We start from the raw sequence: 26536 nt of genomic DNA, 5'->3' as shown, positions 1-26536 counted from the left end.
ACATCGTTTGTTTGATGCGGGGTGGAGCAGCCCGGTAGCTCGTCAGGCTCATAACCTGAAGGTCGTTGGTTCAAATCCAACCCCCGCACCCAAACTTCTAAAATACTCAAAAGCCCGCTATATTTAGCGGGCTTTTTGCGTTTCTAATGATATTTAAACTCAACTAAAGGCGAATGCCAAAGACGACAACTGACTAATACAAACGGCCAATACCTATAATGACGGGAAAATTATATCCAAAGATGAGGGAGAAAGAGGAAGAGAAAGCAGGTCGCAACATTATAGATGGGATATAAAGGCTAATCTATATTACTCTTCTTGAGAAGTTTGTAAGGGAGTAAAACCGAAGGGTGAGTTTAAAGCACTAAATTGATGTTATGTGCTCTAAACTCACGGTCAGTAATTAAGGTTTTAGTTTTAAAAGAAGAACGCCATTAGGCTTAAGTTCAAAGTTGGAACTAACTTTTTGGCCTGTCATAATGTCGATAATTTCATTGGGTGCGGCACCAGAAATGTTCAAATCGAGTTGGGCTGTGTGCTTACCAAGATTTAGAATATTGACGAGATAACCTCCTTCACCATCCTCAACTACGCGCCACATACATCCTTTATGAGCTGTACCATTGTCTTCTTTAAGTGAGACATTGGCTCTTGAAGTGGCTGTTGCTTCCAATGCAGCATTTCTCAACACGTCGACATCAGCATGTCCATCAAAACGTATAAGATTTCCACGTCCAGCGTTTAAATTCTGCGCACGTTTTTTGCCGTACTCGTTTTTGCTTAAACTTGTTTCGCTATCAAGGATGATTGTACCACCTGCGTTGAGATAGTCTTGAAGCGCTGAAAATTCTGTATCAGTGACAAATTGAGTTTCATATACGAGAACGGTATCCCAATTTTTAATATCTTGGTTTTGAAGTATTTTTTGTGTTGCGAACCCTACAGGGAAACCATCAAAAGAAAGAGCTTCATACATCTCAAATTGCTCAGTCATGTGTTTGTTTTTATTGATGGCAGAAGTCTCAGAGTAAAACAGCCTGATAGGGCGGCGTTGCTCGCGAATAGCTAAAATCTCTTCGGAAACCGCGTTTAAGTCCATCATGACTTGCGTCACTTCATTGGCAACATGAGGCTGCATATTCACTGATGCGGCGTAGGAACCGGCAAGTGCAGGGTCAAAGAAGTTTAAGTCACCTTCTAAGCGGTCTTCGGGTGATCCATCAGGGTCGCGTGCCCAAAACCAAGACATACTTGCGTCCATGCCTTGAATTGTAGCAAGCCAGAAAACATTGCGGACATAGTCTACAGGCATATCCAATTCGCGCCACCAGGAGGCTGATAAGAAATGGGCTTCTGAATTGATGTGAATTTTGTCCGGCGCAACAGATTCTAAAAAGTCATAAGACATGCTGAGCTCTTCCCAGAAATATCCATATTTGGATTCCCATTCCTGAGGTGCTTTAACATTAAGGTTTCTGGTGCGGGTTGTTTTCGCATCATCCCCGATCATGGTGGTTAGTTCAGTCAATGCTTCAACATCAATACCATGTGAACGCGGATTTTCAGTGAAGAGATTTGGTTGCAGCTTGATGTGTGTATCAGCTTCAGGGTTTACCTTGTGCAGTTCAGTTTGAAGATATGTGAACCAATCGATGCTGCGGTCCATGTTGTATCGAGACCAATCATACCAAGGCGGCGTACCCCGTGTGGCTCTGTCCAGTGGAACGTCCAATACCACGTTATCAAAGCTGTTGAATTGGGTTTTCCAGTTGGCATTGAGCGTGTCGATATTATTGTTGTATTTGTCTTTAAGCCAGTTTTTAAAATTAGCCTTGGTGTAAGAGGAAATGGACGTCATCTCTTTAAAGTTTTGCGTCCAGTGCTTTTTCTCAGAATACCAATGAGGTTCATTGGACATAATGTATCCAAGCTGAGACACCTTTTTTCCACGCGTCAATTCACCCGTTTTGCGGACAATTTTACCCCAAACCTCGCGCACGAGTGGGTTGTCGATATCAAACCCAGTAAATAGGGAGCGGCCCAAAGCAGCTTCGGGTTCTTGTTTCAGTATCCATTCAGGAATGCCTGAATTCCAATAGAGAAGAAAGCCAACATGAGTATCGGGAATATCAGTGACTTCACGCAGTAATTCTGCATCAAAAGTGCCGTCTTCCTTTACAAGGAATGAGTTAATGGCTCTGTCATGGTCGACGGGATATAAATTCTCACCACCATGATAAATACTTCCCAGATAATCATTATAGACACTGGTATCTGTGAGCGGTCTTCCGACAGATTTTGAGAAATAGTCATAGAGGAAAATTGGTCTCTCATTGTTGATGAGCATATTGTCTCCAACAGTGATATCTGACCAATCTATTTTAGGCACAGGTTTACGCTTAATTTTACCATCAAGAACATTGTTGATATTCTCAATACCTGCATCCAATATTTGGATAACTTTCTGGCGTTCAAAGTCTGGTAGTTCTTCAGCGAATTTTGTTTTGTCTTCCCTATAGGGTTGGAATTGCTGAAAAGAGAAAGCGACCACATCTTTATTGGCTTCATCCCAATTTGCGAATTTTAAAAACTCCTTGGCAAACCAGATAACTGTCTCTTCTCTAGTGACATCTATCTCTTTCGCACGCGCCTGATCCATCAGTGCATTTAGTGTTTTGATTTTTGAGAGCGCTTCTTGTTCATATACATTTTGAGAACTAGCCGATTGCTCTAGCGCGCTTTGAGCTGTTTCGTTCTGCGCGGTAGGTGTACAGCCTAAGAAGGCGGTCGCAACACCTAGCAACAAGGCAGCACGAAGAGAGTGACGGACTTTAGACGATTTAGTGAACAACATGTGACCCGCTTTATTATCAAAATAGAAGGATTGAGCCGAAAAGAACTCCCAATCATTATTAGATAACGTACATCATATGTTTGAGGCTGTAAATTTGAACTAGCTTTTTGTCTGCAAAAGTCTGCCTGTTTGGGTGTCTTTCAAGGTGAGGAATAGGGGGAGGAATTGCTAAGAGTCTTCGCCCTGATAGGGTTTGATGGATAAATAATGCAGCATTTTGGCTTCATGTCGAGCACGCTGTACAAGATCCAGAATAAACCCTGTTGAGACTGAGAAAATACCGCTCACGCCAAGCATGCCTGCAAGGAATGCTGTAGGAAACCGTCTTACTTCTCCTGTCCTCAAAAATTCAATGAAGATAGGAGTCACAAGGATAAGAGAGAGTGCAAATAGTGCACATGCGCCGAGTAAAAAGAAAGATAGTGGTTTTTCAATCCGCACAAGATGAAAAATCATTCGTGTAATTTTATACCCGTCCTTAAATGTGCTCAATTTGCTGAAGCTATCTTCGGGACGTTCTTTATAAGGTGTTTCTATTTCTGCAATAGGAACTTTAAGTTCCAGCGCATGCACCATTAATTCTGTTTCAATCTCAAATCCTTTGGATGTCGCAGGAAATGATTTTACAAATCGACGTGATAAAGCTTTATACCCAGACAGCATATCTTCGGTTTGTCGCCCAAACACTAAAGAAACTGCACGCGTTAGCATGTAATTTCCAAAAGTGTGCCCAGGCCGATATGCTTTTGAACTATCATGTATGCGTGCACCATTTACAAAGTCAAAATGCTCTTTTGTGACCTTATCTATGAGTTTGCGGGCGCTTTGTGCATCATAAGTGGCATCACCATCCACCATAAGATATACATCCGCGTCGATATCACTGAATGCGCGGCGAATAGCAAAGCCTTTTCCTTGGCGTATCTCCTGCTTTACGATAGCGCCTGCATCAGCGGCAACTTGTGATGTTTTATCTTTAGAATTGTTGTCATAAACGAAGATTTGAGCTGTCGGTAAAGCTTCACGAAAATCCTTGATTACGCGCGCGATCGTCACTTCTTCATTATAGCAAGGAATAATGACTGCGATTTTGGGGCCTTGCGCATCTGAATTTATTTCAGAAGAAGCGTTATTTAGCGTGTCTGATGATGTTTCCGGCAGTGTTTGCATTATCAAATATCTCTTCAGAAATGACTTTGAGAGATGTCACACGATTTAATCAATGGATCAATGCGTTGCATCACGATTGCTTTGTATAAAGCCGCCCCGCTCAAGGAAGCGGCTAAGATTCAAACTGAATTCTAATCCTTGGCCATTTTAACTTCCAGAACGGAGCCAGATTGAATGAGTATTTCCTCTTGGCGCAATGGGATGTCGATGCCGTTCTCTTTAAATAAATCCCAGACCGACAGCATAACTTCAGATCCAACATTGCTAATACCGTTTTGAGGATCATCTACCCAGAAACGACATTCAATCTCAACGGCTTCATCGCCAAACTCCATGACCAAACAGGCAGGAGCAGGGTGGGCTAATACTCTAGGTACCTTCTTTGTGCCTTCAACAACTAAGGCTGTGGCAAGACGAAGATCAATTTCATATTCAACACGCAGACGTCGTTTAATACGAACTTTATTGTCCGAATAGCTCCAATTCACCACCTTGTTCGCGACAAGTGCTTCATTGGGAATAAGATGTTCTTTCCCATCTCGTGTGACGACGGATGCGTAACGCAAGCCCAGAGATTTGACGACACCATATGTCTCATCCACCTCAATCACATCATCAGGTTTTATTGAGCGGTCTGTCAGCAGAATGACGCCAGATACAAAGTTGGCAACGATCTGTTGCATACCAAAACCAAGACCAACACCTAGCGCACCACCCAGAACCGCAAGTCCACCAAGGGGAATGTTTAAGGAAGTAAGTGCGAGGATGACCGCAGCAAAGAATAGGCCGACATGTGTTGCATTCGAGATTAGAACACGAATTGAAGGCTCAACGCGCGGTAATGTATCAATGCGAGCGCGAAGTCGTTGGGAAATCCAATTCGCACCATAAAGGAAGAGAGCCGAGAAAAGGATCGCTCGAACCACAAATGGCAACGTAATTTGAGCATCACCAAAGGGAATACCGTGATTGTCCAACCAATGCAGAGTTGGTGCTAATAATCCGAATACATTCAATCCGGCAATGAGCCACGCAATCCAAGCAATCGTTTTTCGGTATTCATCGGGCACGATAAAAGTTGCGGCCCGTATAATCACCCAAGCGAGCGCCAATGAGCTAGCAATACGCACAAAGGTTGTTGATTGTCCTGCGCTTTCCAAAACCGTAAGCGCTATGAACATTCCAAATAGCCAGAATAATGGCCGCACAATTGCTAAAAGTGGCTTATTGATTTTTTGCGTGATGTTTTCGGGAAGCTTGGCAAGGCCAGCCTTTAGCCATCCGGTAACAGCGGGTGTAACAAGCGCGCCAAGGAATAAAACGCCAATTATAACCCCTAACTGAATCAGTGTGTCAGGGTGTAGTAACTCGTTATTGACCCAATCAAGACCTTGTTCAAGTAGCTCTAACCCACGCGTTTTAAGGCTTTCAATATCAAAGCTCTCAGCTGGTGAGGAGGTTGGGGGAGTTGTTTCCTGAAGTTTCTGGAAGAATGAAAATAACGCCACCAATAATACTCCGCATAGCAAATTCGATCTCCCTATTTAAACTGTTTCGTCCAGGATGAAAGAGGCAGAGGTGCGTATAGTCAAAATGACAAATAAAATGTGCATTTTGATTGAATTGTGAGTCGAGAAACTTTTCATAGTGTGTGAATTTTCTTTGACAACGATATTGTTTACCCCTATTTGGGTGAATATCGAAAACCGGTTGGGAAGACTTTTGATGCTGCGACGAAGAAAATCATAGTGATGTGAACGTTCGGGCTGGAATTGGAACATTCAACGGCTCCGACTATTATTGATTTTCTACTGAGTTAGCCAAATGCCTATAAAATTACGGATCATAGATCCCGCATACCCATCCTACTCTATTTTGTCTGAATTGCCCGAGCATGCTCAAAGCATTGAAGCTTTGTATGATCGCTGTTTTGGGCCTGGACGGTCGGCAAAGACTGCTGAACGCTTGCGTGAAAATAATATTGCTTTGTCGCAATTGAGTATGGTTGCTGTTGATAGCAAAGGTGAGGTCGTCGCGGCTGTTCGTTTGTGGCCATTGCAAATTGGTGCTTCAGGTCGCGCTGTATTTGTGGGGCCTGTTGCTGTTGATGATCAATACCGGGGAAGCCGTCTAGGGCTCATTCTTACAGAGCAATGCCTTGATTTAGCTAAACAGGCCGGATGGCCATTGGCAATTCTAATCGGCAATGAAGGCTATTTTGGTAAAATGGGCTTTGTCAAAATTTCTACATCTGATTACCCAACACTAGGCTATATCCCTCCCCACAAATTGTTGGCGATGGAATTAAAGGATAATGCTTTGGTGGAAAATGTCGGCGCGCTTAGCGTCCCTCGCGTCTCCAAGCCAGCATCATAATTCCAAGCAAAAGCGCCATGCCTATCACGCCCGGTAAGAGCTGTACCGCTTGCGAGGACCTTACCGCATAGGCATTGCGTTTTCTCAAACCTGCCCAGTTTTCGCCGGTAAGCTCACCGCGTCGATCAACGCGCTTAATGCTTGGAAGTGTCAGTGCGTCATTCGCTGAAATACGAAACAACCCGCCCTTGGTCGCCTCTGCGATGGGCGCGAGAACGCGTGTTGTTGAATCGACATTGGCATATTCACGTGGATTTGCTGGCCCATTGAGCGCAACCGTCGATGCATCACCCGCACTAGCTGCATATAGCCCTAACCCTTGCGCTTCTACGCTTGCCTCAAAGCGGCCTGTCTCGGTTTTCTTCCAATTTGCACGCAATTCCTCGCTATCTGGTGTCATCACCGAAAGAGGCGGAGGCCTATCTGAGAGCGTACGTAAGCTTGCTTTCATCAAGCCGCCTTCAGACGCAAGGGTTAGCAATTCTTCTTCAAGCTCAGGTTCTTTCATCAGCCAGTGTGCAGTGCGGCGTACAAGCTCGGAATAGGGGCCGCCTCCATCATGTCCGCGCGCCCAAAGCCATAGATGATCTGACAGTAAAACAGCAACGCGCCCTTCGCCTACGCGGTCCAATACCAATAACGGATCATCATTGTCAGTTTTTAGGAGTGTCTCCCCCGATGCTGCCTTTGCTTCAACATAGCGCTCCCAACGTCCCCAATTCTTGTCAGAAGGTAGAGAGGAGGTGACTGTGTGCCGTTGACCTAGTTCTGTGCGTAGCACGTTAAATGTTCGCTCAATTATGCGGCCCGTGGGTTGTGCGGGTAAAATCGCTGCAAGGGGCGTGCGGTAAATTGAAGACGGCAGCGCATAAGGCGGTCCTGTGGCAACCAGCAAAGCGCCCCCATCAGCCACATAGCGCGCCACGCCATCAAAATAGACCATGGGCAACACATTGATGCGTTTGTATTGATCAAAGATCACAAGATCAAAATCATTCAACTTTTCAACAAACAATTCGCGTGTCGGAAAAGAGATCAACGCTAATTGATTGAGCGGTGTCGGGTCCATCTTTTGAGGGGGACGCAAAATCGTGAAATGTACCAGATCAACCGATGGATCATTTTTCAACAAGTCTCGCCAAACACGTGCACCAGAGTGAGGTTCGCCTGTAACGAGCAATACACGCAAGCGATCACGCACCCCAGAAATGTTTGCGGCAGTGCGGTTGTTCGCCAGTGTTAGTTCGTTTGTGCCTTCGGGGACTTCAACGACCACAAGGTTTGATCCGCGACGCGGAATATCCAAACTTATTTTGCGGTTCATGCCTGTGCGCACGGTTTTTGTGGTGAGATATTCGCCATTGACCGAAATCTCCACGCCAACTGTCTCAATGCTTGGGTCTTCAACCCGTATTGTGAGTTCTGCAGCGCTTCCGACAATGCCAAAATTTGGACTTCCCACTATCTCTATGCGTCTGTCTTGTTCATCGCGCTTGCCCACAATGAGCGAGTGAATAGGCCCTAGTGGTTTGGCTTCATTGCTATCGCTTGGCAGATCATGCACTTGCCCATCCGTGATAACGAAGGAGCCGGCAATACGTTCTCGTGGCGCATCGGAAAGGGCAGAGTTTAGCGCTTGATATACATTCGTCGCGTCGCTGTTTTCTGACGTCTCAGCAAACCTCAGCTCTAGGCTCGGGTCAGCTTCTATTTTCTGTGTGAGATCCTCTAAAGCTGATTGAGCGGTTTGGCTGCGTGTGCCAAATTTCATACTTTCTGATTTATCAAGCACGACCGCCACAATGTCTTTTAGCCCTTCGCGCTGTTCCTTCACCCATAGTGGGTTGGAAAGCGCAAGTGTGAGCAAAGCAAAGGCCATTGCACGCGTCAGCCAAGCGCGTCCTCGCAAGAAAAGATAAAGTCCCCATACGATGACGGACACTGCCACCAATGCCCAGATCCAAAGCCAAGGGATAAAGGGATCAAACCCAATGTGAGCGCTTTCAATCATTGTATATCGTCGCTCTCTTCTAAATCACGTTGGCGGCGCATGGAATCGAAAAACTCGTCTAGGTTTTGCGGATTTCCTGACGGGGGAGAAGAAAAGTCTGGTCGCTGAGACTCAGTGTTTGGCGAGTTAGATATCCCACCTTCAACGCCTTTTTCCTGCTCAAGCCTATGCAATAAGGCAGGCACATGCACCTGATCAGCTTTGTAATTGCCTGTCAAAATACACATCACTAGATTGATACCGAAACGATAGGCCAGTTCGCGGCGTGTTTCTTGTCCATCCATTGGGTTTAGAGGGCGACCTCTATCATCTGTTGCCCATGCTCCAATCCAATCAGATGACCCAATAAAAATGCGTGAGACGCGGTCTCCATGACTTGCTGAATTTGAAGTGCCTTCCGTATTCGTCTGCGGATTGGAAGACGCGGTGTTGGCTTCAATCCAAAGCTGACCAGAGGGAATACGGCCGGGGAAGTCATCCAGAATATAAAAACTACGCGACAAGACGTGATCTGCGGGTGTGGGCTGTAAGGGAGGTACATCCAGTCCTGAAAGTGCGTCTTTCAAACGGTTGCTCATAGATTGACCCGGGATGGCATCGCGTGTGTCGATCACTAACGACCCACCATTACGCAAATAATTATTCAATGCAGAAATTTCTTTCGCACTTAGGTCATGTTCTCGCTCAGGAACAAAATAAATCATCGGGTAAAGTGTCAGATCGTCCACACCCAGTTTTACCGAATGTGGCGTTGCGGGCTCAACCGATGTGCGGCGGAATAGCTCTGCCGTTAGCCCTTTTAACCCTGCTTCTAATTGCAAATTCAAGCTGGCATTTTTTGCTTCAACATAGGCAAATCGCATGCGCAAGGCTGCTTCTTTTTGCTTGTTTGAAATATCAGGTTTGCTCGCCATTGTTTGTGCATGAGCTACCTGTACGCCCTCAAGAGGAAGGTTGGGGAGGGCAAGCCCAAGTGCTAATCCTGTGAGGGCTGTTTTTGAGAAACGACGAAAACGGCCGGACACCCATAAAGCCACAAGCAAATCAATCAGCAGTAAGGCGAATGCAGCCATTAAAAACACGCCTTCAAACCCTTTGCGGCTCTCATGATCTGCGGCAGATATTACACGTGCATTGCTAGGCCAATTTACAATAGCATCGGGCGCAAATTGACCTGCATTTAAAGCACGACTGCCTTGAGGCCCTTGGTATAATCCAGCAGGTGTGTCGATTGAGGGATGCGAAACCATAAAGATATCCGAAGCAATAGGAGCAATATTGCCTGATGGGGCATTTAGCGCACCAAAGGCATCAAGAATACGTATCGGAGCAAGGGCTCCTTCGCTATCGGAAACGCCGTGATGCTTTCCATTTCCGGCGGCGGTTGCGCGCCTTAGCATGTTTAAGAATGCGCCATCATAAGGAAGGTCAGACCAATCGGGCGTTGCAGTAACATGAAACAGAATAATAATCCCTCGTCCGACTGGTTTGGCGGTTACGAGTGGCGTACCATCTTCAAGACGTGCCCAAGTCAATGTAGATAGTGAAGGGCTTGGCTGCGCTAAGACTTGACGGCGAACCAGCACAGTTTTGGCGGGCGTCCTTATATCAGCAAAGGCTTTGTCTGTCGGGAAAGGGGCAATCGGTTGAGGTTTCTCCCAAGCGAGTGCGCCGCCTAGAGCACGCGTTGCTGGACGAAGTATGGTCGGTGTCAAAATTTGTGAATTGGCTGCAGCCAGTTTAGGTCCAGCAAATCTGATGAGCGCACCGCCATTTTCTACATATTCTTGAAGTGCGTCAGCATTGACATTCTCAACTAGAGAACTGTCCCCCAATATAATCGCATCAGGTGTCCTTGCGATCATATCTTCTAAGTCACCCTCCATTATTTGAGCATAAGGGGTGAGGGCTTTTCTTACGTAATAATATTCTTCAAGCAGGGGTTGGTCGCTCTTTTGTGGATCTGCAAGCGCGACTGACGGCATGAGAGATTGGTCATCCCAAAGCCAGACTTGACCTGTTGAGGATGAGCCAAGAATACGAAAGCGTGCCACCTGATTTAGAACGGCCGATGGAATAGAAAATTCTGCAATTGCTTCGCTGTCCCCAGCTTGAAACGCTGCCACAGCGCTAGCAAGGCTTAACCCTTCCATGCTTTCGGCAATCACGCGCAGCTCTAATGGGTCCGCTTTAGGAATGCGCTTTAAGCTGATGTTTGCCCCATTGGGAGATGTCGTCGCATTGGTTATGGCGTAAGCTGATGGCGGTGCGAAAGAATGAATATCCAATGGTGATAAACTATTGAGATACTCAGAAAATGCCTCATAGCCTTCATGCTTTAAACCATCACTAAACCATATAGTTTTGGCTGGTTTAAACTGACTCTCTTTAAGGTGTTCTAGGGCGAGGGTGAAATCGGGTAACCAAGGTGAAGGTTGTGAAACCTGCATTGTTTTACGAATGGTCTCGCCGCCAAAAGCGTCTTCAATTGATCGCGATTGTTTTGAAGGTGCTGTAAATAGTAGATGTATATTGCCACCCGCCTCAATTGACGTTGTTGCTTCGGCAAGCACGCTTTTTTTTATGTTTGGCCACGCATTCGCACTCGTCCAACCATCATCAATAATAAATAAAGTTGGCCCTGTACTCGCATTGATAGATTGAGGTGGTTCAAGTTTGGGCTGCGCAAATCCGATAATTGCAAGTGCGGCCGCCGCAAAACGCAATGCCAATATCCACCATGGTGTTTTGGCAGGTGTTTCTTCTTGTGGCTCTAGCCCCTCCAAAAGTGCAAGCGATGGTAATGCGACACGTTGGGGTTCTGGCGGGGTCGCTCTCAAAAGCCAAAAGATAATTGGTAAGGCTAAAAGACCAATCAAAGCGAGTGGTTGAGCAAAGAAAAAAGGACCCATATTCATGTTGCGGCACTCCCTTCTTTATTCGAAGGTGAGCTTGTAATTTGACTTGGTTTAGGCCCCGCACCCACTTGGGCCGAAAAATACTGCACAATATGCGCAAGTGGAGGGGCGGCGGGTGTGTCCGTCACGTGAAAAACAGCTTCCCAACCCAAAGAATGCGCTAATGTGCGAATATCTTCTTGACGTTGAACATATCTCTGTAGATATGTCTCGCGTAAGTTTTCGGCGCGTCCGATAAGGCGTTCCTTTAAGTTAGACGGCGAAAAAAAGTTTATCCGCCCCTCATAAGGGTAACTGGCTTCTATTGGGTCGGTCACCATAAGTAGTACGCCATGGCGGTTCTTGGTGGCTAAATGGGTAATCCAATTGGTAATATCTTCCAGTGGACGATAAAAGTCTGAGGCGATTATCATACTTGCTGCGAACTGGTTTATACTTGGCAATTGAGACGTTTCAGACGCCCGCCAGATGTCTTCAGACATCTTCTTTGCAGCGCCGCTTCCCGTTTTTGCTTTTTTACCACTCCCCAGCACGCCGCATCGATCTCCCGATTTGGTAATAAGCGATGCGAAGGCAAGAGAAATAGAAAGCGCACGTGCTGCTTTTGTCGGTGTGTTTGGAGCACCGCGCCAGTCAAAACCAGCGGAAGGGTCGCACCAGAACAAGAAGGTACGAGCCGTCTCCAATTCAGATTCGCGCACGAAAAGGTGGTCTCCACGTGCCGACCTACGCCAGTCCACGCGATTCACGCTGTCTTCGGTTGTGAAGCTGCGATATTGCCAAAAATTATCACCTTGCCCAGCCCGCCGCCGCCCAGCTGCACCTAAATAATCGGTTGAAGCTGGCCCACGTTTCACAAGAAGACTTGGCAGATCCCGCATAAGGGTATCCGCTTCGGCTTTGATCTGAGGCAAAGGTGTTTTCATTAAAAATTAGCTAGCCTTACGTGCTAGATCCAAAATGATGTCTTTTAAAGATTCTGCCTGTCCTGTCGGATCATAATTTAGTGACATACGGTGGGCTAAAGCAGGCTCTGCCAAGGCCTCCACATCATCAATAGAGGGCGCAAACCTGCCGCGTAGCAGGGCGCGAGCGCGTGTGGTGAGCATAAGCGCTTGTCCTGCACGTGGGGAAGGTCCCCATTCGACGCGTTGCTGAATACGGGGGTCTGAGCTTTGTTCCGGACGCGCAGAACGTGTAAGCTCAATGATGGCACCCAGAACTTTTTCCGGTACTGGCATGTCGCGTACAAGTTTTTGAATAGACATTAGTTTTTCAGGCGTTAATGCGGCTTGCACGAATTTTTCTTCGCCACTTGTTGTTTCGACAAGTATGCGGCGCTCTGTTTCTGCGTCTGGGTAATCCACGTCAATTTTCAATAAAAACCGGTCCAGCTGTGCTTCTGGTAGAGGGTAGGTACCTTCCTGCTCTACAGGGTTCTGAGTGGCTAGTACGTGGAAGGGGCGCGGCAGGTCATAGCGCGCTCCGGCGATGGTCACGTGGTTCTCCTGCATCGCTTGCAAAAGTGCAGATTGGGTACGTGGACTCGCGCGGTTAATTTCATCTGCCATTAAGAGGCGCGTAAAAATTGGTCCTTTGATAAATCGAAATGACCGTTCGCCTGCAGGTGTTTCATCCATAACTTCCGATCCGAGAATATCGGATGGCATAAGGTCTGGTGTAAATTGTACGCGGCCCCAATCAATACCCAGTGCGCGGGCGGTCGATTCTACCAACCGTGTCTTCGCCAGACCGGGTGCGCCAACTAAAAGAGCGTGTCCACCTGCTAAAACCGCAGACAGGACCAGTTCAATTACATGTTCTTGACCGAAAACAGCTTTTGCGATCTCAGCTTTCACATCACCCAGTGCGGCGATGACTGCTTCTGTATCTGTGATGATGTTTGTGTGCGTTTCTGTCATAAGGTGGTCTTCATTTAAACTCAAAAGGATGTTGTACCTGTTATAGTCGGGCAAAACCAAGGCGGAGAAGGTCTCAAATGCGTAAAACAGATGAAGAAAATTCAAAAGAGGTAATTTCAGACCCGCTTCAAGCTGTTTTATCTGCCTTGAAAACGCAAGCAGGCAGTGATGGCAAGCGTGGATTACCACCTGTGCATTTATGGAACCCTGAACATTGCGGCGATATCGGCATGGAGATTCGTAAAGATGGCAGTTGGTGGCATGATGGCGGCATTATCGGACGACAAAAAATTGTTCGGCTTTTTGCGACGATTCTCCGTAAAGACCCTGACGGTATTTATCTTGTAACGCCACATGAAAAAGTCATCGTACATGTTGAGGATGCCCCCTTTATTGCAACGCGAATTGATCGAGTGATTGAAGATGAAGCACAAAAGCTCGTCGTGGCAACAAATGTTGGGGATGTTTTCGTTATAGATGCAGAACACCCCTTGCGCGTCAGTGTAGATATTGAGACAGGCGAACCAGCACCTTATGTAGAAGTTAGGGCGGGGCTTGAAGCAAAGATTGCGCGTGCGCCTTTTTATGAATTGGTTGAATGGGCAGAGCCTATTGAAGGCAAGGACGGGAATGTCATTGGCGTATCGTCGGCAGGGCAAGTTTTTGAATTGGGATCGATAGAATAAGCATGAGTTTTGAGACCAAAGAAGATTTCCTAGATCGTGCACGTCAACACCTGTCTGACCCGTATGAGGATATCCATGCAAACCTTGACCCTCTAGGCGAGGTAAGTCCTCAAACGCCCGGAGATGGCAGTGGGTTGCCTATCAGAAAATTGCGTCCTGCGGCGGTTTTGTTCGGGTTAGTGGATAGAGGAGATGATTTCGGCGTCGTCTTCACCCAGCGCCCCACAACAATGAAAGCGCATGCGGGGCAAGTTGCGCTTCCTGGCGGTAAGCTTGAGGCAAATGAAAATGTTGCCCAAGCAGTTCTACGTGAAGCGGAAGAAGAGATTGGCGCGCCGCAAACAGAGGTAGAGCTTATCGGGCAAGCCGACCCATACCGTACAAATTCAGGTTTTAGTGTATCACTTGTCGTTGGTTTACTTCCTGAAGAATTTACCCCCGCGCCATGTGAACGCGAAGTGGCCGGTGTTTTTGAAACGCCTTTGTCTTTTTTGATGTCGCCAGAAAACCATCAGGAACACGTCAAAGAATGGGGCGGGCGGTGGCGTCGCTATTATGCCATGCCCCATAATGGACACTTCATTTGGGGGGTAACTGCTGGCATGATTAAATCCCTGTATGACCGCCTTTACGATTCGCCCTAAATTGAGCCAAAAAGGGTAGGAATTCAGATTTTGAACTGGCACAGGGATTGAATGTCCTTGAACCAACAAAAGGGATAAGAGTATGACGCGCCGCATATTGATTGAATTAGCGCTATTCTCGATACCGTTTCTGGTATTTTTTATGTACCGAGCGGCATCAAAGGATCTCAGCATAAAAGATCGCTGGCCGTTAACAGGTCTAATTGTGGTAGGCGGTGTTTTAGCCGTTGGGGGGATGTTGATAAAAGCGATTACAGCTCCTTCTGATAAAGGCCTGTGTTTTCAAGCTGCGCGTTATGAAAACCGTGTCTTCATTCCGGCTGCAAAAGTGCCATGTGATCAGGTAATTCATCCCGAAAATAATGGTGCAACGAAAGCTGCGCGTGATAATATTGAAAATGAGATCGACATAGGTTCAACAGCACGTAAATTACCGACTGTTATGGAACCTGAACAGACAGAAGAGCCTGCCCCATCGCATGACAATTGACCTTTTAAACCGCTTACCTGTCCAACCTTGGATGCATGCAGATGGCGCGCGTCGGGTTATGCGCGCTCTTAATGCGGGTGCGCCTGATAGTGCGCGCTTTGTCGGCGGATGTGTACGCAATGCACTGTTGGGATTGCCTGCTAGTGATATTGATATCGCGACTGTGTGGGAACCGGAGGAAGTTATCCGCCGGATGAAGGCCAATAATATTGGTGTTCATCCAACAGGTATCGAGCATGGCACAGTGACGGCTGTTGCAAATAACCAGCCCTATGAAATTACAACATTGCGACGTGATGTAAGTACGGATGGACGACGCGCGACTGTAGCCTTCACAAAGGATTGGAATGAAGATGCCCAGCGCCGTGATTTTCACGTAAACGCGCTTTATTGTGATCTGATGGGGAATTTGAGTGACCCAACAGGGCTGGGAATTTCAGATCTGCGCGAACAGAAAATTGCTTTTATAGGTGATGCAGATACGCGTTTGCAGGAAGATTATCTGCGTATTTTGCGCTTTTTCCGGTTTAATGCGTGGTATGGCTCCGGCAGTTTGGATGTTGAAGGGCTAAGCGCCTGTATGCGCCAACGTGCGGGGTTGGATTCAATTTCAGTTGAGCGGATTTGGTCTGAATTTAAGAAACTACTGTCTGCGCCCGATCCTCGCGTTGTGCTGGAGGCTATGTCGCAGATTGGTGTATTGCAATTTGTTTTGCCTGAAGCTATTGGCCTTGATCTGTTTAATGCGCTTGTGGCGCTTGAATTGGAAGAGCATTTAAAGCCTGATCCATATTTGCGTTTATTGTCTCTTTATCCAAAAGATATGGATGTCGTCGCGGCGGATGTGGCGCGGTTGAAAATGTCGAATAGTGAAAAGAAGCGTCTACTCACGACAGCCGGAGACAACACATCGTTTGCGAAAGAGTTTTCCGCTAAGGAATTTCGTCGTACGATTTATTCCGTTGGGAAAAGCGTGTTTGAAAGTCGAGCACGCCTTGCATGGGCTGTGCGTGGTCGCGAGGCGAAACATCGCTATTGGCGCGTGTTGATAAATGCTGTGAACAAATATGAGCGGCCAATTTTTCCAATATCAGGCGAGCATGTCATTGCAGTGGGCGTGCCCGCAGGAAAACCTGTTGGTGAAGTATTGAAGCGTATTGAGCAATGGTGGATCGACGAAGATTTTCCGCTCGATATAGCGCTAATTGCACGACAAATGCGTATTATTGCAGATGAAGTTATTCTACGTGAGAAAGCTAATTCTGAGGAAGATAGTTTTTAAAAGTCTGCACTTTCAAAAAGTCCGGTCCAGCGTGCCCCTTTTTGCAAACCAAATATGCCGCCAACAATTGCTGAACCACCTATACACATAAAGGCAATAGCCTTGGCAACGATCTGGTGGTTGGCTTCCATTTCCAGTAATTGCTCATTCAGGCCGCCATATATTATGACGCCGAGAATTAACCCAACCATGCCCATAAAGAAGGACACGACGAAGGTCGCGATAGCTTTGAGCAGGGTGAGAAACACAAAAAATCCAATTGGTCTGTTTAAACGGCGCAGTCAAAAGGCCTGCGATACAAACCCATGATGAAGGAAACGCTCGGCCTTGCCAAGCATTTACTCCATCATGTTACAGGAATGAAACCTATGGCCATTTTACGACTGGCGGCATGGACGACAGAATGGATTTGACGTTCCCACCTGTTTTTAAGCCAAATGTTGTCCCGCGATCATAAAGCAGATTAAATTCGACATAGCGTCCACGCTGAATTAATTGGGCGTCGCGGTCTGCTGCATTCCAGCTTGTGTTCATGCGGTTTCTGACAATTTTTGGATATATGTCAGCAAATGCCAATCCGACATCTTTTGTGAAAGCAAGATCTGCGTCCCAATCACCTGAATCGTGACGATCATAGAAAATGCCACCCGTTCCGCGTGGTTCATCTCGGTGAGCAAGGTGAAAATACTCGTCACACCATTCTTTAAAGCGCGGATAGTCGGCGCCTGCGTGGGCATCACAGGCGTTTTTCATGGATTCGTGAAACGCAATGGCGTCAGGGTTTTCTTGTGTGCGTTGGTCAGCCATGAGCGGGGTAAGGTCTGCGCCGCCCCCAAACCAAGATTTTGATGTGCAAATCATGCGTGTGTTCATGTGTACGGCGGGGACGTGTGGATTATGCATGTGGGCAATCAATGAAATGCCTGATGCCCAAAATTGACCGTCATTTTCTTCTGCGCCGGGAATTTGTTTGCGAAACTCCTCTGAGAATTTTCCGTATACAGTTGATGTGTGTACACCAACTTTTTCAAATAATCGGCCCTTCATGATCGCCATATTGCCGCCACCAAGGTCTTCACCATCTTTGCCGCGTTCCCAGCGTGTTTGTTCAAACTTGCCCGCTTGCCCTGAATATAGTGGGGGGAGTGCTTCTGTTTCTAGCGCTTCAAAGGATGCGATAATATCGCCCTGAAGTTTCTCAAACCAGGCTTTGGCAGTGGATTTGCGAATTTCCATTTGTTCTGGAGATATATCTGTCATAGCGACGGCCTTTTCGAGGAGTAAGATATGCGTGTTGTATTCGGGCTATAGTGTGGCTTTTACATCTTGATCATGAAAAGCCTTAGCGTTCTTAGACTTTTTGTCTATGAGGAGGTTTGCGGATGTGAAGTGTAGGATAGTGGCATGATAAGTTTTCTTGTTCGAATAGTCGTTTTTGTGTCGGCGGGTGCGATGCTTGTTGCATGTAATCAGCAAAAACCGACTTCAATAGAAAAAGCCTGTATTAGCGAAGGAAGCAAAGTGGCTGAATGTCGCTGCATGGGGGATGCACTTAAAAAGGGGCTGCCGCGTGATGTTTTTAATGGCTTGGAGGCAAAAGCGCGTTCTGGTGGACCATCGGGACTGGCAAATGCCATGTTGGAGCTATCGGAAATAGATCGTCACAAGGTTGGCACGACCATCGTGGAAGCGTGTAGCGCGCAGGAGGTTAGCACGTCGCAACCAGTTGGGGGAGCTGGCACCGATCAGCCCATACTCAGCCCAGATGAAGCCATGGGGCAGGCCTGCCAAATTAATGGCAACACGCCGCAAATGTGTACGTGTTGGGCCAAGCATTTGAAAGAGAATGTTTCAACTAAGCTTTACAATCAGCTTGCTGGTGGTGCTATTGATTCTGGAAATGCGGGGCTTACGCAAGCTGTTCAAGCTCTTAATTCGCAAGACCAAATGTCTGTTGGTTTGGTGATGATGGAGGCAGGGCAAATTTGCGCTCAAGCTGAGTAGCTGCAGCGACATCATTGTGGAAAAGTCTTACTATTTAGGGTGTTAGTTAAAACATATACCTTTTTTGTTTACGATTGCGAAACAGTGCGTCTTTTACAAGTCTGAAAATAGTCTAACAGAATGTAAAATATCTTTGTGTGAAGGTCTTTGGGCATGCGCATGGGGAGTAAAGGGAATACAAATGAAATTCAAACTCGTACTTTTATGTGCTGCTATTAGCTTGGCTGCATGCAATAGCGAACCCGAATTGGACTTATCAGGCATTCAAAACGCATGTGAAGCAGAAGCTAAAGGTGACGTAAACTGTGCTTGTATCGTTGATTATGTTGAAGAAAATTTAGACGCTGAATTGCTCGAACAGCTTGCTCAAGGCGCAATGGAAAGTGGCGAGGATGGACTTGAGCGTGTATCAGATACATTCACTGCTGAAGATAAGAAAACATCACGCCGTGTGTTTAGAGACGGCCTAAAAGCCTGTCAGTAATACGAAGCCGACTATCTTTAATCTAAACGAAGGCATTTGCTCGGGCGCTGTATTTCTCTCGATAACTTGCTGAACACAATGAGAGAAACATGAGAAAAATCATACTCCTATCGATTGCAACACTCACTCTGGCTGCCTGTGGTGGCGGCGGAAAAGCAAGTATTGTCAAATCCTGCGTGGATGAAGGCGAAAGCAAGAAAACATGCACATGCCTTGCTGATGCCATCGAAGAAAATACAGATGAAAAGACTTTCAAGCTTATCGCGAAAGCCGCTAAGAGTGGTGGGATGGAAGAAGGTCTTGAGGATCTACCGATGGATAAGAAGATGGCCCTAGCCATGACAATGGTTGGTGCGGCCACTAAATGTTCAAAGTAAAATAACTTGTGCTGTTGATATAAAAAGCCAGCCCTTCACATCCGAGGGCTGGCTTTTTTGCAGCTGGTTTATTTAGGCAATCCACCAGTTTGCCGCAAAGCTTCATGAAGAGCGATAGCGGCGCTAACCGACAAATTTAGGGAGCGCGCTTCTGGATTTAAAGGAATAACACATCTGATTTGCGCCGAATCATGCACCTCTTGAGGTACTCCTGCGCTCTCTCTTCCGAATAAAAGTGTGTCTCCTGATTCGAATTTAGTCTCCAAAAGGGGCGTAGCGCCCTTCGTGGTGAATAAAATTAAGCGACCTTTTTTTCGATCCGGTGATTCTTTGAATGCGGACCAGCTATCATGCTGCTCTACATCCACTAATGGGCCGTAATCCATTGCAGAACGGCGCAATGCTTTGGCCGTGAGCGGAAAGCCACACGGGCCAATAATATCCACTTTTGTTGAAAAACATGCCGCAATTCTTAGGTTTGAACCAAGATTTTGTGGAATATCGGGTTGATAGAATGCAATCTGCACTGTACGCGCTTCTCCTAATACTTATTCTGGGGCTGTTGCGACATTGCGTCACCATGCGTTTTTCGTAGCTATGTATACAAGTTCCTGCAATAACTCCAATTGCGCTAGGGGTCTGTTCGTTGTCTGACGCACACACATCAAAACTAAAAGAAGACGGCGAGACTCGCCGCGACTTTATTCACATTGCCGCTGGTGCGGCATTCGCTGGTGGCGCTGCCGCCGTTGCATGGCCATTTGTTATGCAACTGGGGCCCGCTGCTGATACTCGAGCTGCATCCAGTGCAGAAGTCGACACATCGAAAATCCCTGTTGGGGGAGAGATTCGGGTGTTGATCGGTGGGAAGCCATTCTTCGTACGTCGTCGTACGGATGGTGAGATCGCCGCTGCAGAAGCTGTCGATGTATCCAAGTTGCCCGATCCAGAAACGGATGATGAGCGCTTGGTTCCGATGATGAATGGTGAGCTTAATCGCGCTATTCTTGTAACATCGGGCGCATGTACACACCTCGGGTGTGTGCCTGTTGGGCCAGCTCAAGGTAGCACAGGTGATTTTGGCGGTTGGTACTGCCCATGTCACGGTTCGCACTATGACACTTCAGGACGTATTCGTAAGGGGCCTGCACCAAAGAACTTACCGGTGCCGACATATGAATATCTTTCTGATTCTCTCATCAAAATTTCGTTGTAAGGGGACCATCGCATGAGTGGACCGTCTACATACGAACCTAAAACCGGTTTTGAAAAATGGCTCGACACGCGCCTGCCGATTATTAGGTTCGCAAACGACACGGCGATTGATTTTCCAACGCCAAAAAACCTAAACTATTGGTGGACTTTCGGGGGCATCCTCGCAATCTGTCTAATCATTCAGATTGTAACAGGTATCGTGTTGGCAATGCACTATGTGCCAGACACAACAAAGGCCTTCGCATCAGTTGAGCGTATTATGCGTGATGTCGAATTTGGATGGTTGGTGCGTTATATACACGCAAACGGCGCGTCTATGTTCTTTCTTGCCGTATATATTCACATGTTCCGTGGCCTTTATTACGGATCATACAAGGCTCCACGTGAAGTACTTTGGATTTTAGGTGTTGTAATTTACCTCATTATGATGGGTACAGCATTCCTTGGATATGTTTTGCCTTGGGGACAAATGTCTTACCACGGTGCAAGCGTTATCACTTCACTAATCGGTGCTATCCCGTTGATCGGTGACACTATCAAGACCTTCCTACAGGGTGGTCCCGCGATTGGTGACCCAACATTGAACCGCTTTTTCTCTCTTCACTACCTATTGCCATTTGTGATTTTCGGTATTGTTGTTCTGCACGTTTGGGCATTGCACGTTCCTGGGAACAACAACCCGACAGGTGTATCTGTAAAAGACGTGAAAAAGGACACTGTTCCTTTCCACCCTTATTACACAGTGAAAGATGGGTTTGCGATCCTCGTTTTCTTAATGATCTTCGCATACTTCGTGTTCTACGCACCGAATGCTCTAGGTCACACTGATAACTATATCGAGGCGAACCCACTTCAAACGCCTGCACACATCGTTCCTGAATGGTATTTGCTGCCATTCTACGCAATCTTGCGGGCGATCACGTTTGATATCGGTCCGATTGATGCGAAATTGGCTGGTGTTATCGCAATGTTTGGTGCGATCGCTATCTTGTTTGTTGTGCCTTGGCTCGACACTTCTAAAGTGCGTTCAATGCGCTATCGTCCAATTGCAAAGCAATTCTTCGTACTATTCGTTCTGTGCGGAATCGGTCTTGGATTTGCTGGTGCGAACAACCCTGATGATTTGTTGTTTAAGTTCAGCGAAGACAAATTGGTTGTGTCATACACTGATACGAATGGCGAAGCAGCAAAGTCTGAAGCCTTTAGCGACTACCACGATGCAGAGCAATTTATCGGAGAGCTACCTGCAGGTGCGAAAGCAGGTCTTGAAATCAAGAAAACTGGTTTCAAATGGCTTTGGGCATCACAGATTATGGGATTGTACTACTTCGCTTACTTCCTCGTTATCTTGCCGATCCTTGGTGTGAAGGAAAAACCAAAACCACGTCCAGCATCTATTGCTGATAGTGTGCTTGGTCACAAAAAGGCATCAGGTGGTACGCCAATTCCGGGGGCAGCAAATGCTTCACCCGCACGTGATGACGCTTAAGGAGATTTGACATAATGCGTATTTTCAAACTCCTTGCTATCGCTGCAACTTCGGTTGGCCTTGTTGCTTCTGCTCACGCAGCTGGCGATACTAAACACCCACACCCTCCTGAAGAGGGTTGGACGTTTGAGGGGCCATTCGGTAAATTTGAGCAAGACCAATTACAGCGTGGATATAAAGTATACCGCCAAGTCTGTGCATCATGTCACTCTATGGATTTGATGCGTTTCCGGAATTTGGGGCAGAAAGGCGGGCCATTCTATGACCCAGCCTACCCAAACCCGAATGACAACCCGATTGTGAAGCAATTGGCGGCTGACTCTGCTGAAGTTGACATTATTAATCAGGAAGATGGATCTGACGATGTGCGTACGCGTTTGTCATCCGACCCATTCCCGAACCCATTTGCAAATACAGCGCAAGCGCGGTATGCGAATAATGGGGCTTTCCCACCTGATTTCTCAGTGATCGCAAAAGCGCGTCACGGTGGTGCATCTTACATTTATTCTCTTTTGACCGGGTATCCGTCTGAGAAAGACATGGCGACCAAATATGCTGCGTTGAATGTTCCAGATGGTCAGTATTACAACCCGTATTTTCCGGGTGATGTGACACCAAACTGGTCGGGAGACCCGCGTCACCGTCACAGTGATGATGAGCACGGACGTACCATGTTGCCTCCAGGTGGTTTCCTCGCGATGGCACCGCCATTGATGGAAGACATTATCGAGTATGATGATGGTACACCTGCAACAGTCCACCAAATGGCTGCGGATGTATCTGCATTCCTTGCATGGGCGGGTGAGCCTAAGGCTGAAACACGTAAGAAGCTTGGTTTCAGCGTTATGATCTATCTCTTGATCCTGACGGTGCTTGTATTCTTCTCTTACAAGCAAATCTGGCGGAATGTAGAACACTAGGTTCTTGATTTAAATGATAATTTGGAAGGGCCGTAGTGTAAAAGCTGCGGCCCTTTTCTTTATTTAGCATGTCACGAATTTGTGGGTTGCGTTGTTCTTGAGAAGAGCTGAAGTTTAACTCTGATAGAAGCGACGACTAGTTAGGGATTCAGTTATGGGTACATGGACACTTGGTGTAATCGGCGGATCAGGCCTATATGGTATTGATAGTATAGAAAATGGCCGCTGGGAGAGTGTTGCGTCCCCGTGGGGGCAGCCCTCAGACCAAGTGTATCGTGGGCAGATGGACGGTGTAGAGGTCGTGTTCCTGCCGCGTCATGGGCGTGGGCATAGTATATCGCCGTCTTATTTGAATTACCGTGCCAATATCGATGTGCTGAAGCGGTGCGGGGTGACGGATATCTTGTCACTTTCGGCGGTTGGGTCACTACGCGAAGATTATAAGCCTGGTGATTTTGTGATGGTTGATCAATTTATTGACCGCACGTTTGCCCGTGAAAAAAGCTTTTTTGGTCAAGGTGTTGTGGCGCATGTCTCAATGGCGCACCCGGTATGCGAGCGGCTTGCTCATATGGCTGCTGAAGCTGCTGATATGCTTGATGTGACAGTGCATAAAGGCGGCACATATCTGGTGATGGAGGGGCCGCAATTCTCATCACTTGCAGAATCAAAGCTCTATCGCCAGTGGGGGTGTGACGTGATCGGTATGACGAATATGCCCGAAGCAAAGCTCGCACGGGAAGCTGAGATGTCTTATGCAACAATTGCGATGGTGACTGATTTTGATTGCTGGCATGAAGAAGAAGATCATGTTTCGGTTACAAATGTTCTGGAAGTTCTAAAGGGCAATGCAGATTTAGGGCGTGGAACTGTATTGAATCTGATCAAAATGATGGCGGTTGTTGATCGTACGCCTAGCCCGCAAGGTATTGAAACTGGGTTGGATTTTGCGATTATTACGCCTCCAGAAGCGCGCGATGAAGAGGCGCTTTCAAAGCTGGATGCTGTTGCGGGGAGGGTGTTGAAATGTCAGTAAAGCTTTATATTGGCAATAAGAATTATTCGTCTTGGTCTATGCGTCCGTGGCTATGTTTGAAAAAAGCTGGCATTTCTTTTGAAGAAGTTATCATACCTCTGGATGTTGCTGGATTTAAAGAAAAGATACTATCCATTTCATCCGCAGGGACGGTACCAATTCTTGAAATTGACGGTGTCGCAATTACAGAAAGTTTGGCTATTTCTGAGTGGGCGGCTGAACAAAACCCTCAAATATTGCCCTCTGATAGTGTCGTGCGTGCCCAGTGCAGGGCGGCTGCTAGCCTTATGCATGCGGGGTTCAGTGCCTTGCGTACCCATTGTCCTATGAATGTGCGTGGCCGCAGCTCCAAGCCTGTACATGCTGCGGCGCTTGAAGATGCTGCAAAGGTAGATGCTTTTTGGTGCAGTTGGCTTGAAAAACATGCGACGGACCAAAAGCCATTCTTGTTTGGAGATTGGTCAATGGCAGATGCGTTTTTTGCGCCAGTAGTATCTCGGTTTCAAACCTTTAATCTTCCGCGTTCAGAAAGAGCGCAATTCTATATTGAAACAATGGAAAACGACGTCCATTATCAGGAATGGGCACAGGCCGGTGCCAAAGAAGAATGGTGTATCGAATCTGCGGACGGGTATCTTTCCTAATTCGTGTTTGATCTAAAGTACGACAAGAAGGATTTAATCTGTTGGCGTTTGATCGTGTGCGATTTGATATTGGCGACCGCAAGCTTATTCCTATGGAAGAAGCGCCTTCTATTGGCATAGCGGAGTTTCATGTTCGAAACAGGAATCGTTTCGCGCCCTATTCACCTTTGCGAACAGAATTTTATTATACGCCAGCATATTGGGATAAAGCTAGATCGCGTTCCAAAAAGGAACGCAAATTGGAAACGGCATTGCGGTGGGTTTTGGTCGATGCAGATGGTGTATATGCACAGGTAAGTTTGGACCAAGTTACATTTGGAATAATCCAGTGTGCCTCTCTTGGTTATGTGCTGGATGAGGCTTTAGAAAATCAAGGCGTTATGAAGCAATGCCTATCTTGCGTCATCAAGCATGCGTTTGAGACAATCAACCTTCATCGCGTAGTAGCTAATCATGTGCCGGAGAATGAAAAATCAGCCGGCCTATTGAGCCGTCTAGGGTTTGAACGCGAAGGGTATGCGAAATCCTATTTGCAGTTAAATGGTGTGTGGAGAGATCACGTGTTAAACGCGCTGGTGAATCCGGCTCAAAAGTAAAGAAGACCCCATTATGGATATTAAAAAATATGTACGTACGATTCCTGATTACCCCAAGCCGGGTATTATGTTTCGGGACGTGACGACACTTATGGGGCATCCACAAGCCTTTCGCCGTGCCGTAGATGAGTTGGTGCAACCATTTGCTGGACTGAAAATTGATAAAGTAGCTGGTATTGAAGCGCGCGGGTTTATTTTAGGTGGGGCATGTGCGCACCAACTATCTGCCGGGTTTGTGCCTTTGCGTAAAAAAGGCAAGTTGCCTTACAAAGCTATTTCTCAATCCTATGAATTAGAATATGGCACGGATGAGCTGGAAATGCATGAAGATGCAATTGTGGCTGGAGAACGTGTTTTGATCGTGGATGATTTGATCGCAACGGGCGGAACTGCCGAAGCTGGGATTAAATTATTGCGAAAAGGCGGTGCAATTGTTGAGGCCGCAGTTTTTCTTGTTGACCTTCCAGAATTGGGCGGATGCAAGAAAATTGAAGATTTAGGCGTGCCAACAACGTGTCTAATGCGGTTTGATGGACATTAATTGCGTGACGCCAAGGTTTCAGAAAGGTTTCCTGCGTGATAAATGCAGGCGAAAGATGAGGAAGCCCCATTGACCCGGAGGCCAATGCATCACACCTAAGGTGTATATGATTTTTATTTTCCCGAACGCTCTGGGAGCACTATAAGATAATGACTATTCGACTAGACGACGAAACAAATGAAAAGCCACTTGGCGAGCCAAACGCGTTTCTTGAGGAAGCGCTGTTTAAAGCTCGTACTATTTTGCTAACTGGTGGCATTGATGACAATCAGGCGCGCCGTGTATGTGAGCGCTTGCTAGCGCTTTCATCAAGCAGCCAAGAGCCAATTTTATTGGTGTTGTCATCCCCCGGCGGTCACGTCGAATCCGGTGACATGATTCACGACATGATTAAATTCGTGCCTGCACCTGTAAAAGTGCTGGGTACTGGTTGGGTTGCATCTGCGGGTGCACTGATTTACGCGGCTGCGCAAAAAGAGAACCGCTTTGCGTCTCCAAACACTCGCTTCCTGCTTCACGAACCACGTGGCGGTGTTGGTGGCCAAGCTTCTGATGTTGAGATTCAAGCGCGTGAAATCATCAAAATGCGTGAGCGTTTGAACAACATATTTGCTAAAGCAACAGGTAAAACACTGAAGCAAGTCCAAAAAGACACAGACCGTGATTTCTGGATGAGCGCTGACGAAGCTGTTGAATATGGTTTGGTTGGAAAAATTGTGACCTCTCAAAAAGAGATTATGAGCTAAGCTCCATCTTTATTATCCCGAAAATGCGAAAGCTTTTGGGGAGAATTCAGAATTTAAAGCCACACTGTGCAGTAAAGCGGTGTGGCTTTTTACGTTTTAAGTTTCATTCAAAATAGCAGGGCTTGGAAAAT

26 protein-coding genes and 1 tRNA gene are annotated in these 26536 nt (G+C 46.8%); 17 read left to right on the top strand and 10 right to left on the bottom strand.

The window, feature by feature from the left end; translation table 11 throughout:
• Positions 1 to 15 precede the first annotated feature (15 nt).
• Positions 16 to 92: transfer RNA gene (locus ACFQS8_RS07050), tRNA-Met, on the top strand.
• Positions 93 to 403: 311 nt separating this feature from the next.
• On the opposite strand, the gene ACFQS8_RS07045 is transcribed toward ACFQS8_RS07050, so the two are convergent.
• The 3 genes from ACFQS8_RS07045 to ACFQS8_RS07035 all read right to left on the bottom strand — a co-directional run bounded on the left by ACFQS8_RS07045 (position 404) and on the right by ACFQS8_RS07035 (position 5532).
• On the bottom strand, positions 404 to 2854 hold the full coding sequence (locus tag ACFQS8_RS07045; protein WP_382166562.1) for a glycoside hydrolase family 42: 2451 nt from the start codon (positions 2852 to 2854) through the stop codon (positions 404 to 406).
• A 168-nt stretch (positions 2855 to 3022) separates the two neighbouring features.
• Positions 3023 to 4024, bottom strand: a complete 1002-nt coding sequence (locus ACFQS8_RS07040) for a glycosyltransferase family 2 protein (RefSeq protein ID WP_382166561.1) — start codon at positions 4022 to 4024, stop codon at positions 3023 to 3025.
• Between the two features lie 131 nt (positions 4025 to 4155).
• Positions 4156 to 5532: a mechanosensitive ion channel family protein gene (locus ACFQS8_RS07035; protein ID WP_382166560.1), complete on the bottom strand. Its 1377-nt coding sequence runs from the start codon at positions 5530 to 5532 to the stop codon at positions 4156 to 4158.
• A gap of 316 nt (positions 5533 to 5848) precedes the next feature.
• On the opposite strand from ACFQS8_RS07035, the gene ACFQS8_RS07030 reads away from it, so the two are divergent.
• Complete coding sequence (locus tag ACFQS8_RS07030) at positions 5849 to 6400, top strand: GNAT family N-acetyltransferase (RefSeq protein WP_382166559.1); 552 nt, start codon at positions 5849 to 5851, stop codon at positions 6398 to 6400.
• Here ACFQS8_RS07030 and ACFQS8_RS07025 read toward each other — a convergent pair.
• From ACFQS8_RS07025 to ACFQS8_RS07010, 4 genes are read right to left on the bottom strand one after another with little or no spacing between them, the layout of a single operon-like run.
• Positions 6366 to 8411: a DUF7408 domain-containing protein gene (locus ACFQS8_RS07025; RefSeq protein ID WP_382166558.1), complete on the bottom strand. Its 2046-nt coding sequence runs from the start codon at positions 8409 to 8411 to the stop codon at positions 6366 to 6368. The genes ACFQS8_RS07030 and ACFQS8_RS07025 overlap by 35 nt on opposite strands.
• Positions 8408 to 11329 (bottom strand): DUF4159 domain-containing protein, encoded by a 2922-nt coding sequence (locus tag ACFQS8_RS07020; protein ID WP_382166557.1) that lies wholly within the window; start codon positions 11327 to 11329, stop codon positions 8408 to 8410. The genes ACFQS8_RS07025 and ACFQS8_RS07020 overlap by 4 nt, the downstream gene beginning before the upstream one ends.
• The gene (locus ACFQS8_RS07015; protein ID WP_382166556.1) at positions 11326 to 12255 is read right to left on the bottom strand and encodes a DUF58 domain-containing protein; all 930 of its coding nucleotides are present in this window, start codon (positions 12253 to 12255) and stop codon (positions 11326 to 11328) included. The genes ACFQS8_RS07020 and ACFQS8_RS07015 overlap by 4 nt, the downstream gene beginning before the upstream one ends.
• A gap of 6 nt (positions 12256 to 12261) precedes the next feature.
• On the bottom strand, positions 12262 to 13251 hold the full coding sequence (locus tag ACFQS8_RS07010) for an AAA family ATPase (RefSeq protein WP_382166555.1): 990 nt from the start codon (positions 13249 to 13251) through the stop codon (positions 12262 to 12264).
• 77 nt (positions 13252 to 13328) lie between these two features.
• On the opposite strand from ACFQS8_RS07010, the gene ACFQS8_RS07005 reads away from it, so the two are divergent.
• From ACFQS8_RS07005 to ACFQS8_RS06990, 4 genes are all read left to right on the top strand, one after another.
• Positions 13329 to 13937, top strand: a complete 609-nt coding sequence (locus tag ACFQS8_RS07005; protein ID WP_382166554.1) for a DUF1285 domain-containing protein — start codon at positions 13329 to 13331, stop codon at positions 13935 to 13937.
• Positions 13938 to 13939: 2 nt separating this feature from the next.
• Positions 13940 to 14581: an NUDIX hydrolase gene (locus tag ACFQS8_RS07000; protein WP_382166553.1), complete on the top strand. Its 642-nt coding sequence runs from the start codon at positions 13940 to 13942 to the stop codon at positions 14579 to 14581.
• Positions 14582 to 14663: 82 nt separating this feature from the next.
• Positions 14664 to 15071 carry a DUF6111 family protein gene (locus ACFQS8_RS06995; protein ID WP_382166552.1) on the top strand — a complete coding sequence of 136 codons (408 nt, stop codon included), beginning with the start codon at positions 14664 to 14666 and terminating at the stop codon, positions 15069 to 15071.
• Complete coding sequence (locus ACFQS8_RS06990) at positions 15061 to 16353, top strand: CCA tRNA nucleotidyltransferase (protein WP_382166550.1); 1293 nt, start codon at positions 15061 to 15063, stop codon at positions 16351 to 16353. The genes ACFQS8_RS06995 and ACFQS8_RS06990 overlap by 11 nt, the downstream gene beginning before the upstream one ends.
• Here ACFQS8_RS06990 and ACFQS8_RS06985 read toward each other — a convergent pair.
• Both ACFQS8_RS06985 and hemF read right to left on the bottom strand, forming a co-directional pair.
• Entirely contained in the window at positions 16350 to 16601 is a 252-nt protein-coding gene (locus tag ACFQS8_RS06985; protein ID WP_382166549.1) for a hypothetical protein, read from the bottom strand. The two genes, ACFQS8_RS06990 and ACFQS8_RS06985, sit on opposite strands and share 4 nt — an antisense overlap.
• A 118-nt stretch (positions 16602 to 16719) precedes the next feature.
• On the bottom strand, positions 16720 to 17613 hold the full coding sequence (gene hemF, locus ACFQS8_RS06980; RefSeq protein ID WP_382166548.1) for an oxygen-dependent coproporphyrinogen oxidase: 894 nt from the start codon (positions 17611 to 17613) through the stop codon (positions 16720 to 16722).
• A 144-nt stretch (positions 17614 to 17757) separates the two neighbouring features.
• On the opposite strand from hemF, the gene ACFQS8_RS06975 reads away from it, so the two are divergent.
• The 3 genes from ACFQS8_RS06975 (at position 17758) to ACFQS8_RS06965 (ending at position 19218) form a co-directional block, all read left to right on the top strand.
• The gene (locus ACFQS8_RS06975) at positions 17758 to 18357 is read left to right on the top strand and encodes a hypothetical protein (RefSeq protein WP_382166547.1); all 600 of its coding nucleotides are present in this window, start codon (positions 17758 to 17760) and stop codon (positions 18355 to 18357) included.
• Positions 18358 to 18538: 181 nt separating this feature from the next.
• The gene (locus ACFQS8_RS06970; RefSeq protein WP_382166546.1) at positions 18539 to 18841 is read left to right on the top strand and encodes a hypothetical protein; all 303 of its coding nucleotides are present in this window, start codon (positions 18539 to 18541) and stop codon (positions 18839 to 18841) included.
• An 89-nt stretch (positions 18842 to 18930) separates the two neighbouring features.
• A complete protein-coding gene (locus ACFQS8_RS06965) occupies positions 18931 to 19218 on the top strand; it encodes a hypothetical protein (RefSeq protein WP_382166545.1) in 288 nt (95 codons plus the stop codon).
• Between the two features lie 68 nt (positions 19219 to 19286).
• Here ACFQS8_RS06965 and ACFQS8_RS06960 read toward each other — a convergent pair whose 3' ends face one another.
• The gene (locus ACFQS8_RS06960; RefSeq protein WP_382166544.1) at positions 19287 to 19745 is read right to left on the bottom strand and encodes a tRNA (cytidine(34)-2'-O)-methyltransferase; all 459 of its coding nucleotides are present in this window, start codon (positions 19743 to 19745) and stop codon (positions 19287 to 19289) included.
• A gap of 119 nt (positions 19746 to 19864) precedes the next feature.
• On the opposite strand from ACFQS8_RS06960, the gene petA reads away from it, so the two are divergent.
• The 8 genes from petA (at position 19865) to ACFQS8_RS06920 (ending at position 26405) form a co-directional block, all read left to right on the top strand.
• Positions 19865 to 20434, top strand: a complete 570-nt coding sequence (petA, locus tag ACFQS8_RS06955; protein WP_382166543.1) for a ubiquinol-cytochrome c reductase iron-sulfur subunit — start codon at positions 19865 to 19867, stop codon at positions 20432 to 20434.
• Positions 20435 to 20446: 12 nt separating this feature from the next.
• Positions 20447 to 21922, top strand: coding sequence for a cytochrome b (locus tag ACFQS8_RS06950; RefSeq protein ID WP_382166542.1), 1476 nt, complete (start codon positions 20447 to 20449; stop codon positions 21920 to 21922).
• A gap of 14 nt (positions 21923 to 21936) precedes the next feature.
• Positions 21937 to 22842 carry a cytochrome c1 gene (locus ACFQS8_RS06945; RefSeq protein ID WP_382166541.1) on the top strand — a complete coding sequence of 302 codons (906 nt, stop codon included), beginning with the start codon at positions 21937 to 21939 and terminating at the stop codon, positions 22840 to 22842.
• A 154-nt stretch (positions 22843 to 22996) separates the two neighbouring features.
• Complete coding sequence (locus ACFQS8_RS06940; protein ID WP_382166540.1) at positions 22997 to 23878, top strand: S-methyl-5'-thioadenosine phosphorylase; 882 nt, start codon at positions 22997 to 22999, stop codon at positions 23876 to 23878.
• The gene (locus ACFQS8_RS06935) at positions 23869 to 24522 is read left to right on the top strand and encodes a glutathione S-transferase family protein (RefSeq protein ID WP_382166539.1); all 654 of its coding nucleotides are present in this window, start codon (positions 23869 to 23871) and stop codon (positions 24520 to 24522) included. Before ACFQS8_RS06940 ends, ACFQS8_RS06935 begins: the two co-directional genes overlap by 10 nt.
• 41 nt (positions 24523 to 24563) lie before the next feature.
• Positions 24564 to 25118, top strand: a complete 555-nt coding sequence (locus ACFQS8_RS06930) for a GNAT family N-acetyltransferase (protein ID WP_382166538.1) — start codon at positions 24564 to 24566, stop codon at positions 25116 to 25118.
• A gap of 13 nt (positions 25119 to 25131) precedes the next feature.
• Positions 25132 to 25659: an adenine phosphoribosyltransferase gene (locus ACFQS8_RS06925; protein ID WP_382166537.1), complete on the top strand. Its 528-nt coding sequence runs from the start codon at positions 25132 to 25134 to the stop codon at positions 25657 to 25659.
• A gap of 149 nt (positions 25660 to 25808) precedes the next feature.
• A complete protein-coding gene (locus ACFQS8_RS06920; RefSeq protein ID WP_382166536.1) occupies positions 25809 to 26405 on the top strand; it encodes an ATP-dependent Clp protease proteolytic subunit in 597 nt (198 codons plus the stop codon).
• Positions 26406 to 26536 lie beyond the last annotated feature (131 nt).

Origin of the sequence: Hirschia litorea (assembly GCF_042665075.1) — a bacterium.
Classification (GTDB): domain Bacteria; phylum Pseudomonadota; class Alphaproteobacteria; order Caulobacterales; family Hyphomonadaceae; genus Hirschia; species Hirschia litorea.
Note: the sequence above shows the minus strand (reverse complement) of the source record. Positions and strands in the feature narration are given on the sequence as shown.